The organism is Cohnella lubricantis (genome assembly GCF_014212015.1).
GTDB lineage: Bacteria > Bacillota > Bacilli > Paenibacillales > Paenibacillaceae > Cohnella > Cohnella lubricantis.
On record NZ_JACJVN010000059.1, the window covers coordinates 16,416 to 31,946 of the forward strand.

General features: G+C 57.7%; 13 protein-coding genes and 1 other RNA gene. 3 read left to right on the plus strand and 11 right to left on the minus strand.

What is annotated here, in order from left to right; genetic code table 11:
• Positions 1-61 precede the first annotated feature (61 nt).
• A complete protein-coding gene (locus tag H4Q31_RS15625) occupies positions 62-565 on the minus strand; it encodes a DUF3907 family protein (RefSeq protein WP_185179988.1) in 504 nt (167 codons plus the stop codon).
• 272 nt (positions 566-837) lie between these two features.
• Here H4Q31_RS15625 and H4Q31_RS15630 point away from each other — a divergent pair, with 272 nt between their 5' ends.
• The 3 genes from H4Q31_RS15630 (at position 838) to H4Q31_RS15640 (ending at position 4,286) form a co-directional block, all read left to right on the plus strand.
• Positions 838-2,811, plus strand: a complete 1,974-nt coding sequence (locus H4Q31_RS15630; RefSeq protein ID WP_185179989.1) for a S8 family peptidase — start codon at positions 838-840, stop codon at positions 2,809-2,811.
• A 284-nt stretch (positions 2,812-3,095) separates the two neighbouring features.
• Positions 3,096-3,815 carry a DsbA family protein gene (locus H4Q31_RS15635; protein WP_185179990.1) on the plus strand — a complete coding sequence of 240 codons (720 nt, stop codon included), beginning with the start codon at positions 3,096-3,098 and terminating at the stop codon, positions 3,813-3,815.
• Between the two features lie 24 nt (positions 3,816-3,839).
• Entirely contained in the window at positions 3,840-4,286 is a 447-nt protein-coding gene (locus H4Q31_RS15640) for a disulfide oxidoreductase (protein WP_311771743.1), read from the plus strand.
• Between the two features lie 87 nt (positions 4,287-4,373).
• Here H4Q31_RS15640 and rnpB read toward each other — a convergent pair.
• The 10 genes from rnpB to glyQ form a co-directional block, all read right to left on the minus strand.
• Positions 4,374-4,852: RNase P RNA component class A (gene rnpB / locus H4Q31_RS15645), an RNA gene on the minus strand.
• Between the two features lie 94 nt (positions 4,853-4,946).
• Positions 4,947-6,062 carry a Nif3-like dinuclear metal center hexameric protein gene (locus H4Q31_RS15650; protein WP_185179991.1) on the minus strand — a complete coding sequence of 372 codons (1,116 nt, stop codon included), beginning with the start codon at positions 6,060-6,062 and terminating at the stop codon, positions 4,947-4,949.
• Entirely contained in the window at positions 6,029-6,844 is an 816-nt protein-coding gene (locus H4Q31_RS15655) for a tRNA (adenine(22)-N(1))-methyltransferase (RefSeq protein WP_185179992.1), read from the minus strand. Before H4Q31_RS15655 ends, H4Q31_RS15650 begins: the two co-directional genes overlap by 34 nt.
• On the minus strand, positions 6,841-7,680 hold the full coding sequence (locus tag H4Q31_RS15660) for a hypothetical protein (RefSeq protein WP_185179993.1): 840 nt from the start codon (positions 7,678-7,680) through the stop codon (positions 6,841-6,843). Before H4Q31_RS15660 ends, H4Q31_RS15655 begins: the two co-directional genes overlap by 4 nt.
• Before the next feature lie 91 nt (positions 7,681-7,771).
• Positions 7,772-8,896, minus strand: coding sequence for an RNA polymerase sigma factor RpoD (gene rpoD, locus H4Q31_RS15665; RefSeq protein WP_185179994.1), 1,125 nt, complete (start codon positions 8,894-8,896; stop codon positions 7,772-7,774).
• Between the two features lie 32 nt (positions 8,897-8,928).
• Positions 8,929-10,761 (minus strand): DNA primase, encoded by a 1,833-nt coding sequence (gene dnaG, locus H4Q31_RS15670; RefSeq protein WP_185179995.1) that lies wholly within the window; start codon positions 10,759-10,761, stop codon positions 8,929-8,931.
• 136 nt (positions 10,762-10,897) lie between these two features.
• Entirely contained in the window at positions 10,898-11,368 is a 471-nt protein-coding gene (locus H4Q31_RS15675; protein ID WP_185179996.1) for a YaiI/YqxD family protein, read from the minus strand.
• A 262-nt stretch (positions 11,369-11,630) separates the two neighbouring features.
• The gene (locus H4Q31_RS15680; RefSeq protein ID WP_185179997.1) at positions 11,631-12,440 is read right to left on the minus strand and encodes a pyruvate, water dikinase regulatory protein; all 810 of its coding nucleotides are present in this window, start codon (positions 12,438-12,440) and stop codon (positions 11,631-11,633) included.
• 24 nt (positions 12,441-12,464) lie between these two features.
• A complete protein-coding gene (gene glyS, locus H4Q31_RS15685) occupies positions 12,465-14,552 on the minus strand; it encodes a glycine--tRNA ligase subunit beta (protein WP_185179998.1) in 2,088 nt (695 codons plus the stop codon).
• Positions 14,545-15,432, minus strand: a complete 888-nt coding sequence (gene glyQ / locus H4Q31_RS15690) for a glycine--tRNA ligase subunit alpha (RefSeq protein WP_185180026.1) — start codon at positions 15,430-15,432, stop codon at positions 14,545-14,547. The genes glyS and glyQ overlap by 8 nt, the downstream gene beginning before the upstream one ends.
• Positions 15,433-15,531 lie beyond the last annotated feature (99 nt).

Here is a 15,531-nt window from a genome sequence, read left to right on the forward strand (position 1 = left end):
CGCTAGTTGCGGTATGCGGATCGGAGGGTGGGGGTTGAAGGCCGCAGCCGCAGAACCTTCCTTACTTGGATTGTCCCTGCATACGGCGTTGCGTTAAGTACTCGCTCTCGTAATAAGCCAGCTCCTCGCGCAGCTCTTCATACACCGTGGAGATATTCATGACGACATCCCGAACGGCTCGTACCGGCTTGGCGCGGAAACGAATGGCATCTTGCCCTGTATAGGCATAGCGTCCGTCTTCTGAATACCCCTCATTCTTCGGGTAGAAGAACGAGTTGACGCACTGATGGTAAACTTCATAAAGCGTCCGTTCCGCAAGGTCCAGATCGAAATTCGGACGGCGCAGAATGGCGCCGAGCTTCTCATAAGCCACTTCGGAGAAGACAAGCAAATGGCGCAGATCGGAGAGCAGTCCCGCGTGAACGGCAATCGATTCCTCCGTGGATTGTTCGTTCGTTAGCTGCGGAAGAGCATTGGCGTTCAAGAAGGATTCCAGTTCTTTGATAGCTGTTCTCAATTTGTCCCTGGCGGATTCGGCAATCGCCTTTACGTTGGCGCTTTGCATAAATGCGTTCCCCTTTCGTTGTCCACAAGCAACTCAAATGAAGTTCCGGCGCCCGAGAGCTTCTTCGGATGGGCGGGTCAAGCTGAATATTCATAAGTGTTCATCACAAAAGCATCGCGGCGTATAGACGCGGCGACAATCAAAATCATCGTACCATAAATCGGACGGAAACGGTACTGCCAGGGCAGAAAATTGCCGTATAATTTTGACCCGCCTCCTCAACCTAATCATAGCTCTTAATCCCGATATACTTGCGAAGGAGGTCAATCCGGATGCGCCGTTCCGAATGGGTTGGATTGCTGTTCACGGTTGCCGTCGCCCTGTTCCTCGTTCCGTTGGTCGTGCCTCCGCGGGTTGCCAAATCGCCTGGCGCTTCTCCAAGTCCATACGCCGTCTCCCCTGCTCCGTCTCCCATTCGGAACGGCGCTTCACCGCCTCGCGCAAGGACCGTGGCCGAAGAGACGGCTTCCAAGCACGCCCGGGTTCTCCAGGACATGCAAGCGACGGAGAAGCTATGCCGCATCGACTGTACCCGCGATATGTCCCATTTCTTGAAGGAACATGCGGCGCTGGCAGACGGCGAGAAAGCCTCCCATTTGCGGCAAGCGGTAAAGGATCATCCCCATATGATATCGGTCTCATGGGTCTCGGGAGGCAAGACGATTATGGAGGGCAAAGCGCCGCAAGGGCTGCTTCGGGCTGCTACCAAGCATATGGATGAAGCCAAAGCAGCTTTGAAGCAAGGCCAGGCCTATGAATCGCCAACATTCCGTTACGGCGGCAAGAGCCACTTCGTGCTGGCGCAGCCGAGCGGCAAACCGGGCGAAGGCGTGACCGCTCTTGTCCGTACGGACGTCATCGAGGAAGTAGAACGGCATCAGCGCCGCAATATGCGGCTGACGCCTTATCCGGCGGAAGGCCGCTATCGCGTCGAATCTGTCAAGCCGAATACGAATCAAGATACGACGGTTCGCAATGGCGAGGACAACGGCAACGCCAGCCACTACGCCGTGGACGAGATTGTCGTTAAATTCCGGGAGCCGCTGACGCCGCGGGAGCTCCTGCAATTGCATAAGGAGTTAAGCCTGTCGGTCGTCAGGCACCGCGATTCGATTTATTTGTTCCGCTCCAAGACGCATAAGATGGATGAGCTAAAAGCCTATTTTGCCAAATGGAACCCGATCTTCATGGAGCCGCACTATCTCTATTTAACGAATGACGTGAAGACAGGCTCCGACGTCAAAGCCAATGTCGTGCCTAACGATACGCTGTACAACCAGTATCAATGGAACCTGCCGGAGATTGCCACGGAGAAAGGCTGGAACGTCACCCGCGGCGAGGACGATATGATTGTGGCTATCGTGGACACAGGCGTGCAGGCCGACCACCCGGACCTTCAAGGCCGTCTGGTGGAGGGCTACAACGTCATTGATCCGTCGCAGCCGCCTGACGACGATGTCGGACACGGCACGCATGTAGCGGGCATTATCGCCGCTCAGGTCAACAACAACGAAGGCATCGCCGGCATGACCTGGTTCACGAAGATAATGCCGGTTAAGGCGTTGGACAGTACAGGCGCTGGAACGACGTACTCCGTGGCCGAAGGAATCTTGTGGGCGACGGACCACGGCGCGGATGTCATTAACATGAGCTTAGGCAACTACGCCGAAGCCCAATTCCTGCATGAGGCGATCAAGTACGCCTACGACCACGGCGTCGTGCTTATCGCTGCCAGCGGCAACGACAACACCGACCGACCCGGCTATCCTGCCGCTTATCCGGAGGTGTTCGCCGTCGGAGCGACCGACCCGGACGAGAGCCTCGCCGAATATTCGAACTATGGCGATTATATCGACGTAGCGGCGCCGGGCACATCGATCGCCAGCACGTATCCTGGCAGCCGCTACGCCGCCCTCTCCGGCACGTCGATGGCTTGCCCGCACGTATCGGCGCTCGCGTCGTTGGTGCGGTCGGCCAATCCCGGCCTGAGCAATGAACAGGTCATGGCCTTACTTCGTCAGACCGCCAAAGATTTAGGCGCTGCCGGCAAGGACAGCCAGTACGGCTACGGGCAGATCGATGTGAATGCGGCGGTCAAAGCGGCCAGCACCCGCAGCGAGACTGACGCCGCAGGAACGGCAGGAGCGGCCAACGCCGATCAAGCGCCGTCGGATCTCACGGAGCCGGCGCAGACGCTGCCGGATTGGATTCGGCAGCAACTGAGCAGGCTGTTCGGCGGCGCTTAATGCAACGGTAATACGCCCAGCGAGCGAGGAACTCGTTCTTCGCGAATTAATATCAATTATTTTCGCCGGTCGGGCTGGGAGTTCGTTCATTCTCAAGATAATTCTCTAAACCTCTATCCAGTTATCCAACGCCTGCCTCGAACCGAAGCGCGTTCCCGCGTTTTCGTTCGAGGCATTTTTGCGAAATCTGCGCCGTTCTCATGAATTTTTAAGCAATTGCTTGTACAATAGATTGTGGATCAGCAGGCACTTATCGGTACCGATGGGGAGAAAGGAAGAGGTCATTGCAGAAAGCCCAGAGCAAAGCGGAAATCAAGAAGCTTCGCCAACAACAGGAGCTTAAGAGAAAGAGAAATAAAAAGATTCTGGTTTGGTCGACTGTCGTAGTCGTTGTCGCGCTTATCGTCTTCGCGTTTGTCTTCCAGCCGAAGCCGAAGCCGATCGCGATTGACTATGATCAAGTGCCGACGCTCGGTTCGGCCGACGCCAAAGTGAAGCTGGCTGAATTCGTCGACTTCAAGTGTCCGACCTGCCAGGCGTTCAGCTTGAGCATCCTGCCCGAGATCAAGAAGGACTACGTCGATAAAGGCTTGGTGTCGATCTCATTCTTAAACTATCCGATTATCTCGCCGGAGTCGGACTCCACCTATGCGGCGCTTGCCGCGCAATCAGTCTTCCATCAGAATGAGGACGAGTTCTGGAAATACTACGACGCCCTCTTCCAGAATCAGCAGGACGAGAGAACGACCTGGGCTACCCCGGAGTATCTCGTGAATCTGGCGAAGAATCTGAAGCTTCAGATCGACTACGATACGCTGAAGTCGGATATCGACAACCAGACCTACAAGGATGAAGTGGATGCCCAATACGAACTGGCATCGAGCCACCGATTCCCGGGAACGCCGACTGTGCTGTTGAATGGCGTGCAGTTGACCGACAAGCAGGCGCTGGACACCGACCGGTTAAAAGCCGAGATTGACAAAGCGTTGAAGGAAGCGGAATAGACAGACTACGAAGGGGGCCGCGACGTGTCGGCTTGGATTCGGAACTACGGCCTTTATATGGCCTGGCTGGTGTCGCTCGCGGCGACCGGCGGCAGCCTCTACTTAAGCGAGATCTTGCACTACATCCCTTGCAATCTGTGCTGGTTCCAGCGCATCTTCATGTACCCTCTCGCGCTCCTGCTGGGGCGCGCAGCGCTCAAGGATGACCGCAGCATCGCAGGCTACGTCTTGCCGCTCAGCGTTATCGGCGGCCTGTTCTCGTTGTACCATTATATGGAGCAAAAGGTTCCCGGTCTGGACAGCCTGCTCCCGTGCCGGACGGGCGTTCCTTGCAACGTCGATTATCTCGACTGGTTCGGCTTCATTACGATTCCTCTGCTGGCTCTTATCGCTTTTGTCCTGATTACCGTACTATTGCTAATGATGAAGAGATTCGGCGAAGAGCCAGAAGACGAGACTCCCGCCGCATAACACATTCTGCGGCAAGCATGCACGGTAAAGCCGCCGTAACGACTTAAAGCCCCCAAGGCATACGCCTTGGGGGCTTTAAGTTGCTTGCCGGAAAGTTTGCCGTAAGCCGGGTTCTGTACTTCCGGTGGTACCGCGGACCTGGCGGCCCTCCCACGGATGGAAGCGACAATCATCTATCTAGGCTTGCCGTTGCCGGCACGCTCCAGCGACCAACCCGAACGCGCCCCGGGCAAGGGCTGCGGCTTCGAGAGCCGCTGCGTTCCATTAGGTCTTGCTCCAGATGGGGTTTACCAGGGGCATAGTCACCCATGCCCCTCGTGGTCTCTTACACCACGGTTCCACCCTTGCCTGTACAAACCCCAATAAAGTTTATCGGGGCCCCCGCAAAGTAATCGGATTAAGCTTCGCAGCTTAACGTCACTTTGCGGGGATTGTCATCGGCGGTCCATTTCTGTGGCACTATCCTTCGGCTCGCGCCGACTGGACGTTATCCAGCATCCTGCCCTATGGAGCCCGGACTTTCCTCTCGCGGCACAAGTGCCGCCAGCGATTGTCTGTCAAACTTTCCGATACGCAACGATTAGTATAACGCGAATTGCGCTTCGACACAACGGCAATGATTGTCGGAAATGGGGCGGATCGCTTAAGCCGCGCCCCGGCTTAACGAAGCTTAAACGGCTCTGTGTTGATACAGGACGCGATGACTTCGGTGGCATAGCCCTTCTCCCGCAGCCGCTCCTCCAGCCATTGCGCTGTCTTCGGCTTCATGATCTTCTCTGCGTTGTGTCCGGGATCGACGATGGCTAGCCCCATGGCGTCGGCGTCATGCGCTGTGTGATAGTCGATGTCTCCGGTCACAAGCACGTCGGCGCCGGCGAACTTGGCATGACGGATGTAGCGCGAGCCGGAGCCGCCGAGCACCGCCACCTTGCGGATACTGCGGGATCCGTCGCCGACGATGCGAACGAATGGGACGTCGAAGGCTGATTTAACCCGTTCGGCGAAGGCGTCCAGCGTCTCCGGCTGCGGCAGAACGCCTACGCGGCCCAAACCGAACGTTCGGCCCTTCAAATCCATCGGGTACAGGTCGTAAGCAACCTCTTCGTAAGGATGCGCCTTCAGCATCGCTTGAATGACCTTCCGGTGAACGCTGTGCGGCACAACGGTCTCGATCCGCACCTCGGCAGCCCGTTCCAGCTTGCCCGGCTTGCCGAGATAAGGATTCGTCCCTTCGCTCGGCAGGAACGTGCCGGTGCCTTCGATGTTAAAGCTGCAGCGGCTGTAATTGCCAATCCAGCCCGCGCCTGCCTGGAACATCGCATCGCGAACGGCGTCTTGATGGCTGATCGGCACGAACACGGCCAGTTTAAACAGCTTGTCGGTATGGACTTCCTCCAGCACGCCTCGGCCTTCCAGCCCGAGCGCTTCAGCCATCCAATCATTCATGCCGCCGTCAGCCGTATCGAGATTCGTATGCGCGACATAGACGGCGATGTCGTTCTTGATCAGACTCGCCATCAGGGCGCCTTCCGGCGTATCCGTCTGCAGGTGCTTAAGCGGACGGTACAGCGGCGCGTGGTGCGCGAGAATAAGCTCGGCGCCGATCCGGACCGCTTCCTCTACGACGGCAGGCGTCACGTCCAGCGTCACGAGCGCCTTCCGGATCTCCTTGCGCAGCGAACCGATCTGCAGACCGATCCGATCGTCCGGCACCGCATAATGCTTCGGCGCCAGCTGCTCCATCAGTTGGATGACAGTCTCTCCGCGGGCCAGCATGCGAGCACCTCCTTCAGCATCCGAATCGTCTCTTCCCATTCCTTCGCTTTGCGGACCGCTTCTTCGCCCGTTGACAGACGCAGCCGGCCGATGATCGTCTCCCGCTTCGCGATCTCCGCCAGCCACTTCCGGCGGAACGCTTCATCTGAACTGCGAAGCAGCAGGGGACCCATCTCGTACAGCAGCTCCTGCGGTATGGCGGACGCAGCCGGTACCTTGAAGCCCAATCCGCTTGGATCGTACAGCTCTCCGTTGCGCCGATCGGCTTCTTGCCGATCGGCTTGAACCGCCCGCAGCACCGTGTAGATCTCGCCGTCCTCCTCGATCAGCCGCTCGCCTTCCAGCACATACGCATGCCCGACAAGCCAATGTCTCACTTGGTCTTCAGCGACATGCGGAGACAGAATCAACGTGCGGACGCCATCCAATCGTTCGCCCGCTTGGTTCAGCAAGCGCACCATCAGGCTTCCGCCCATTCCTGCGATGCACACCGTATCGACTTCTCCCGGCGCAAGCACCGTCAACCCATCTCCTTGACGAACCGAGATGATGTCATTTAACCCCGCTGAAGCTACTTGCCGTCTTGCCGCTTCGACCGGCCCTTTGTTCACATCGCCGGCCACAGCCGACTTTACCCTGCCCGCCTCCGCCAAATAAACCGGCAGAAGCGCATGATCCGTTCCGATATCCGCGAAGCGAGCGCCCTGAGGGACCCAAGCCGCGAGTGCGGAGAGCCGCTCTGACAGCTTCGCGCCAGAACCGTTATTTTGCGATTGCATCATGAACCAACAACCCATTCCATCCATTGTTTTCTGAACCTGTATAACCCGAACCCGAGCAGAGCCGTCTTAATCAGCAAGCCAATCTGAATCTGCTGCTCATCCATATGCAGAAGAGCCGCGTAAATCTCCGGCATGAACCACAAGATAAGCGCCGTCGCGAATAGCACTGTTCCAGCCGAACGAAGCTTCACGTGTATAAACCAGCTAAGCCACGCGAACAGCAGCGATGCAGGCAGCCAGAAAATCTGCACTTCCAGCGCGGAAGGATCCGAGGCTCGCTTGGCCAGCGTTATCGCGTACAACGCAATAATCGCAAGCCACCCGAACCAGTGCAGCACACCGAATCTGACCGCGATGCCGCATGCAATCCAGACGATCGCACACACCATGAGCAGCACCATTGGGCCAGCTCCGGATTCCCAGCCGTGAAGGCGAAGCACCGCAATGCCGGCTCCCGGCAGAAGAAGCATGCCCGAACCGATAAACAAATAAGCCCGATGCGGCAGATCGGCACGCCATCTCACGCCTGCGGCGATGAATCCGGCGGTTCCCAGGCCGATCAGCCCGATTTGCAATACGAGGGGAAACACGCTAAAATGAAGTACAACCAAACAAATCAATACAAAAATTCCAAATGAAAGGAACCATTGTTTGCCGGTTGCTTTCCCGATTTTGCGCATCGCCGCTCCGACCGCATTCTTCGGCCGATCGGACAGATCGTCCAAATATAAATTGAGCAAGAAGTTGCAATATTGATCGGGAAGCATCTTGCCCCGCTGCCATGATTCGATTTCTTTGACGATTAGCTTCTTCTTCTCATCTTCCGATACTGGCATGAATCCGGCTCCTCTCGCCGCAATTGAACAAAAAGACCTTCGAGCCGTCTCGGCAGAAGGTCCCCCTAAACAGGCTAATACCTGTATCGGCTTATTCGAGGAAATCTTTTAGCCGCTTGCTGCGGCTCGGATGGCGAAGCTTGCGCAGCGCCTTCGCCTCGATCTGGCGAATCCGTTCGCGCGTAACGCCAAATACTTTGCCGACTTCTTCCAATGTCCGCGTCCGTCCGTCGTCAAGGCCGAAGCGAAGACGCAGCACGTTCTCTTCTCTCTCCGTGAGCGTATCCAGAACATCTTCCAATTGCTCCTTCAGCAGCTCATAAGCGGCAGCATCAGCCGGAGCGAGAGCCTCTTGGTCCTCAATGAAGTCGCCCAGATGCGAATCGTCTTCTTCGCCGATCGGCGTCTCCAGCGATACCGGCTCCTGCGCGATCTTCATAATCTCGCGAACTTTGTCCACGCTCAGTTCCATCTGTTCAGCAATCTCTTCCGGCGTCGGTTCGCGTCCAAGCTCCTGCAGCAGTTGGCGGGATACGCGGATCAGCTTGTTGATCGTCTCCACCATGTGAACTGGAATCCGGATCGTTCGGGCTTGGTCCGCAATGGCCCGCGTAATGGCCTGGCGAATCCACCAAGTCGCGTACGTACTGAACTTGTAACCCTTCGTATGGTCGAATTTCTCGACCGCCTTCAGCAATCCCATGTTGCCTTCTTGAATCAAATCCAGGAAGAGCATGCCTCGTCCGACGTAACGCTTGGCGATGCTGACGACGAGACGAAGGTTGGCTTCCGCCAATCTCTTCTTCGCTTCTTCGCCTTCATATCCGCCGGTCTCGATCTTCTTCGCCAGTTCGACTTCATCGTCGGCACCAAGCAATGGTACTCGTCCGATCTCCTTCAAATACATCCGAACGGGATCATTGATCTTGATGCCTGGCGGCAAGGACAGGTCATCGTCGAAGCTGAACTCGTCGTGGCCCTCTTCATCGTTCGAACGGCCAATCTCGTCATGATCGTTAACGACTTCGATGCCAAGATCAGCCAGCTGCTCGAAGAACTCGTCGATCTGATCCGCGTCCTGATCGTATGGAGACAGCTTCTCCATAATATCTTTATAGGTCAGGGCTCCCTTTTTCTTGCCCTGCTCAATCATTTGGGCTTTGACTTGCTCGAGCGTTAATTCCGTCTCCAACCCGGTGTGTTGATCGTTCGCCATTTCCGACTCCCTCCTCCCCGGATTCGCAGCGGTTATCCTTCCTTCCGCTTCTTCTCCAGGGCAATAATCTCTGTTCCAATCTGTACGGCAAGCGCAATGTCGCCAGCTCGTTCCGCTCGAAGCATCTCTTCTTTCTTGCGCTCGATATCACGAACGAGCGATGCCTGGCCAACTGTTCGAAGACAATCTTCCAGTGCTCTCTCGTCGAAAGGAGCGTCTTCAAGCGCGATGGCTGTAACTGTCCGTTCCAGCCGGTCATCCTGCAAGAACGAGATGAACCGACCGACATCCGGAACGTTGCCTTGCGAATAATAACTATATAAATAAGCAGCGACAGCGGCGTGATCCTCTACGTAGAAACGGTCCCCCATCCGATTCTGGACGAGGAAGGCCGTCTGCGCATCCTGCATCATCCAGGAAATGAGCCGCCGTTCCGCTTGAAGGTACGCAGGCTCTAAAGGAGGGTGTCTGGCCCCTGATCGGTATTCATTCCATACATTATTCCACGTTCCGTCCGGAATATCCCCAGATGTTCCCAATTTCTCTTGTCTGCGAACATCCGCCGTTTCCTGCTTAAGCGTATCGAGCGAAATGTTGAATTCCTGCGACAGCTCCTTCAGCAGAATCTCCCGTTCTGTCGGAGAGTCTTGGCGGGCCACCAGCTTAACTGCATCCCGCAAATACCGGATCTTCCCATCATCTTCTAGGAGTATATGGGATTTCCTTAAATAGATGAGCTTAAATTTAATGGCCGACACGGCCCCCTCGATCACTTCCCGGACGAACGCTTCCGGGCCGTAAGATCCGATATATTCATCCGGATCCATACCTGGGGGAAGCAGCCCAACCCGCACTTGAAATCCCGCTTGCTCCAGCAGCGGCAAGCTCTTGGCCGCAGCCGCTTGTCCCGCGTCGTCTCCGTCATAGCAGACGATGACTTCGTCGGCGAACCGTCTGAGCACGGCCGCATGATCGGCGGTTAGCGCCGTTCCCATCGTGGCGACTCCGTTCGTCACGCCGGCCGACCATGCCTTGATCACATCTACATAGCCTTCGAACAGCACCGCCTGCCTCGTCTTGCGGATTGCTCCGCGAGCTTCATACAGCCGGTACAGCGTCCGGCTCTTGGCGAACAGCGGCGTCTCCGGCGAGTTCAAGTACTTCGGCTGTCCGTCGCTCATCAGCCTTCCGGCGAAAGCGATAGCCCGCCCGTCGTTGCCGTTGATCGGGAACATGACCCGATCGCGGAACCGGTCCACATATCCTTCGCTTTCCTGCTTCTTTAAGAGCAGTCCGCCTTGCTCCATCTCCGGCAAGTCGAAGCCGTTGCGCGCCAGCGCCTTCTCCAGCGTATCCCAACGCGATGGCGCATAGCCGATTCCGAATTCCTCGATCAGCTTGTCCGTGAATCCGCGCGAACGCAGGTAATCCATCGCAGGCTTGCCGGCTGCCGTGTTGCGCAGAACGAACGTGAACAGCTTCTTCGCGAATTCATTGGCTTCGCGCAGCTTCTCCTGTTCCTTCTGCCGAGGAGTGAGCTCTTCGTGATCCGTCCCTCCATGAGACCATGTCACGGCAATGCCGGCTTCTTCAGCCATTCGCTTCACGGCCTCGGGGAACGTCTCATTCTCCATCTCCATGACAAACTTGATCACGTTGCCGCCTTTGCCGCAGCCGTAGCAATGATAGATCTGCTTCTCCGGCGTCACGGTGAACGAAGGCGTCTTCTCGGAGTGGAACGGACACAGCCCCTTGAGGTACTTGCCTTGCTTCGTCAGATGAACGTAACGCCCCACCGTCTCCGCAATGTCGTAACGGCGGAGCACCTCGTCGATCGTCTCCTGCGGTATCATGCCGTAGTTCATTCTATTTCACCTTCTCTTGACGCGATTCTTCCGATTGAAGGCGCGCGCAACGCGCCGCTACTCTTCAGAATCCGCCCGGACGAACCTCCGTTAATGGGACGGCGGATCGGTTAGACACGGCACGTTATAATCTTCGCTAAGGCAGCTGATTCTCCTGCATCCCCCGCAATAGAAAAGTCAGTTTTTGTAGAAATCTGGCGCGGTCTTCTTCGGTGAATGGAGGCGGACCCTTGGTTCGTTTGCCTCCCCGGCGAAGTCTGGCGGAGTGATGCCTCTGGGCGAGCAGACCGTCGATATCGTCCTCCGTTATTCGCTTGCCCCTAGGAGTGAGCACCGCAGCGCCTTTGGCCAATCCGAGAGCAGCCAAGCCATAATCGCCCGTCACCAGCACATCCGACCTTGTGATCGCATTCGCGATATACAAATCGGCTGCCTGGTCGCCGGCATCTACCGTCACGATCTCCACGCCCGGCTCCGGCACGAGCCGATGATTGTGCGAAGAGACCATTAAGGCGGCGGCTCCGCAATCGCGAACGGTCTGGGCAATCTCCGCTTTGACCGGGCATGCGTCTCCATCCACTACCACCCGATTCCTTAACGGGATCATCCGACATCACCACTCGTCCCGTCCAAAGTTTGCCGTATTATTATATACGCTAATCGCGTGCAAAATCCTGCCTTCGCCCCATTAAATTTCAAAATGATAAACCTTGCGACGGGGGATGTCAAGACTTCTGGTGCAAATTTGTCGAAGAAATTACAATTGTTCCCTCTAATGCCGCTTCATGCAACAACCAGCCATTCCGAATCGGAATGACTGGTCATAGAACTAATTGGCAATTAGACAGGACAGCGGTCGGCGGTCACCTTCACTTGAGCTCCAGATGCTCAATGATCAGGCTGGCGGTCTCCTCCACCGCTTTGCTCGACACGTCGATGACGGCGCAGCCGATACGGCTCATGATCTGGCTTGCATACTTCAATTCCTGCTCGATTCTCTCCTGCGTCGCATAAGAGGCGGAGTCCGGAAGCCCGAGCGCTTTGAGCCGCTCCTTGCGAATGGCGTTCAAGGCGTCGGCGCGAATCGTCAGCCCGATCACCTTCTTCGGGTTGACGAGGAACAGCTCCCTCGGCGGAACCAGCTCCGGCACCAGCGGAACATTGGCCACCTTGTACGTCTTGTGCGCGAGCACCATCGACAGCGGCGTCTTCGAGGTCCGAGAGACGCCGGTCAGCACAATGTCCGCCTTCATAATGCCGGTGACATCTCGGGCATCGTCGTAGCGAACGGCGAACTCCACCGCCTCCACTTTGCGGAAGTAGTCGGCGTCCAGCACATGGTTCAAGCCGGGCTCATGCCGCGACGGCCTGCCGAACAGCCGCTCCATATTCTCGATGAGAGGGCCGAGGAGGTCGATGGTGACGACCCCCTTCGCTTCGGCGCGCTCGTTCATATATTCCCGCAGCTTTGGAATGACCAGCGTGTAGAGCAGAACGCCGTTATCGCAGGAGGCCATGTCCAGCACGGCCTCGATCGCCTCGGTCGTCGAGATGAACCCGACGCGCCGAATTTGCACTTCGAGCGGATGGAATTGCGCCGCCGCCGCTCGCACGGCCAGCTCGCCGGTATCGCCGGCGGAGTCGGATACGACATAGACCGTCAAGCTTCCTGACGCCATCGTCATCGCCCCCTAGTCGATTTCTCAGCCAACCCACTTCGAGAAGTCGGCGAACGTCTTGACGTCGTCGGCAATATTAGCGAGCAGCGACAGGCGGTTGCTTCGAACCGCTTCGTCGTCAGCCATGACCATAACCGCGTCGAAAAATTCGTTGATCGCGCTCGTCATCGACTTGAGCGCCTCAAGCGCATCCACCGCGCGCGCTTCCACCAGCGCCTTCGTGAATTGTCCGTGCGCCTGCTGCCATGCTTCGTACAGCGCGCCTTCGGCGGCATGCTCGAACAGGCGGGCGTCCACCTGGCGCGAATCGCCGGCTTTGGCGGCAAGATTGCACACCCGGCCGAACGCTTCCACCGCCGGACGGAACGCTTCCTTGCGGCTCTCATCCGCCTCGGCTTGCAGCGCCTGCGCCCGCAGAATCGTGCGGCGGACGTCGCCCGTGCCAGCGCCGAGCACCGCGTCGACGATGTCGTAGCGGATCTGCTGCTCGGTCAGCACGTTCTTCACGCGCAGCGAGAAGAATTCGCCGAGATCCTTCGCGATATCGAACGCTTCCCGCTTCAGCGGGCGAGCGGCGGCGTGAACGTCCAGCCCCAGCCGGAACAGCTCCGGCAGCGTCAGCTCCAGCTCATGCGCCAGCAGCGTCGACACGATGCCCGACGCCTGGCGGCGCAGCGCATACGGGTCTTGCGAGCCTGTCGGCACGATGCCGATCGAGAAGCAGCCGACGATCGTGTCGAGCTTGTCGGCGATGCCGACGATGGCGCCGATCAATGACTCCGGCGGCGTGTCGCCTGCGTTGCGCGGCGAGTAGTGCTCGTTGATCGCCTTCGCGACGGCGCTCTTCTCGCCGGCCTTCAGCGCGTAATCCTCGCCCATGATGCCTTGCAGCTCGGGGAACTCATAGACCATCTGCGTCACGAGGTCGAACTTGCACAGATCGGCGGCTCGGGAGACGTCGGCGCGGGCCGTATCGTCCAATCGAAGCTGAGACGCCAAGCGATCCGCGACGACGCGGATGCGGCGCACCTTGTCGGCCACCGTGCCGAGCTCCTCGTGATAGACGATGTTCTCCAGCTTCGCGAGGAAGTCCGGAATCTTCGCCTTCTGGTCTTCCTCATAGAAGAACTTCGCATCGGAGAGACGGGCGCGCAGCACCTTCTCGTTGCCCTTCGATACAACGTCCAGCGACTGCGAGTCGCCGTTGCGGACCGTCACGAAGTACGGCTGCAGCTTGCCTTCCGCGTTCAGCACCGGGAAATACCGCTGATGCTCGCGCATCGAGGTGATGAGCACTTCCTGCGGGATGTTGAGGAAGGCGGGATCGAACGAGCCGGTCAAGACGGTCGGCGTCTCGACGAGGAAGAGCACTTCCTCGAGCAGATCGTCCTTGACCGCGATATGCCAGCCGCGTTCTTCGCCCAGCTTGCGGATACCCTCTACGATAAGCGCTTCGCGTTCTTCGACGTCCGCGATGACATGCTGCTCGCGCAGCTTCGCCGCGTATTGCGAAGGCTCATCGATCACCGCGTCGTTGCCGAGGAACCGGTGGCCGCGCGTCGTGCGGCCGGTCGCCACGCCCGTAATCTCGAACGGCACGACGTCCGCGCCGTGCAGGGCGACGATCCAGCGAATGGGACGGACATAGCGAAGCTCGTACGAGCCCCAACGCATATTTTTCGGGAACGTGAGCGAAGTGATCAACGCAGTCAGCGCCTCCGGCAACAGCGATGCAGTCTCTACACCGATGCTGGATTTGTTGGCATAGACGTACTCCACACCTGCGAGTTCCTTGAAGAACAGTTCTTCCGGCTCTACGCCTTGGCTGCGCGCGAAGCCTAGCGCTGCCTTGGACCAAGCGCCGGACTCGTCCTTCGCAATCTTGCGAGCCGGTCCCTTCACTTCTTCGCTCACATCCGCTTGCTTCTCCGCCAGCTCCTCGACCAGAACGGCGAGACGGCGCGGTGTCGCATAAGCCTTCACTTCTTTATAGGTCAGACGGCTGCTCTCCAGCCACTTCTCTGTCTTCTCCTTGAGCTGGTCCATCGCGGCGCGCACGAAACGCGCAGGCACTTCCTCCAGCCCGATCTCTAACAGCAAATCTTTAGCCATCGATCTCCACTCCTCTCTTCAGCAGCGGGAATCCGAGACGCTCCCGCTCCTGCAGGAAGGTTGCGGCTACTTGACGCGCCAGATTCCGCACCCGGCCGATGTAGCCCGTACGCTCCGTTACGCTGACCGCGCCGCGCGCGTCCAGCAGGTTGAACGTATGCGAGCATTTCAGGACATAGTCGTATGCGGGGAAAACCAGATTCTCATCCATCGCACGCTTCGCTTCGGCCTCGTAAGTCGAGAACAGCTGGAACAGCATCGCGGCATCGGACACTTCGAACGTATATTTGGAATGCTCGTACTCGGGATGCTTGAACACGTCGCCGTAGCTGAAGCCTTCTACCCATTCGAGGTCGTACACGTTCTCTTTGTCTTGAATATAAGAAGCCAGCCGCTCCATGCCATAAGTGATCTCCGCGGACACCGGATGGCACTCGATCCCGCCGACTTGCTGGAAATAAGTGAACTGGGTTATCTCCATGCCGTCCAGCCACACTTCCCAGCCAAGTCCCGCGCAGCCGAGCGATGGGTTCTCCCAGTTGTCTTCGACGAACCGGATGTCATGGTCGCGAGGATCGATGCCGAGGCGCCTCAAGCTCTCCAGGTACAGCTCCTGGATGTTATCCGGCGACGGCTTCATAATAACCTGGAATTGGTGATGCTGGTACAGGCGGTTCGGGTTCTCCCCGTAACGGCCGTCCGCCGGACGGCGTGAAGGCTCCACATAAGCGACGTTCCACGGCTCGGGACCGATCGCGCGCAGGAACGTCATCGGATTCATCGTGCCCGCACCCTTCTCCACATCGTAAGGCTGCACAACGATGCAGTTCTGTTCCGCCCAGAACTGCTGCAGCGTCAGCATCATCTGCTGAAAGTTCATCTTCGGCATTCTTCTTCGACTCCTTCTGCTCCCGGGGGAGCGTCTGAATGGCGTAATCTACCGCATTCGAACATCCGTTTAGAAAAGGGGTTCCGCCGC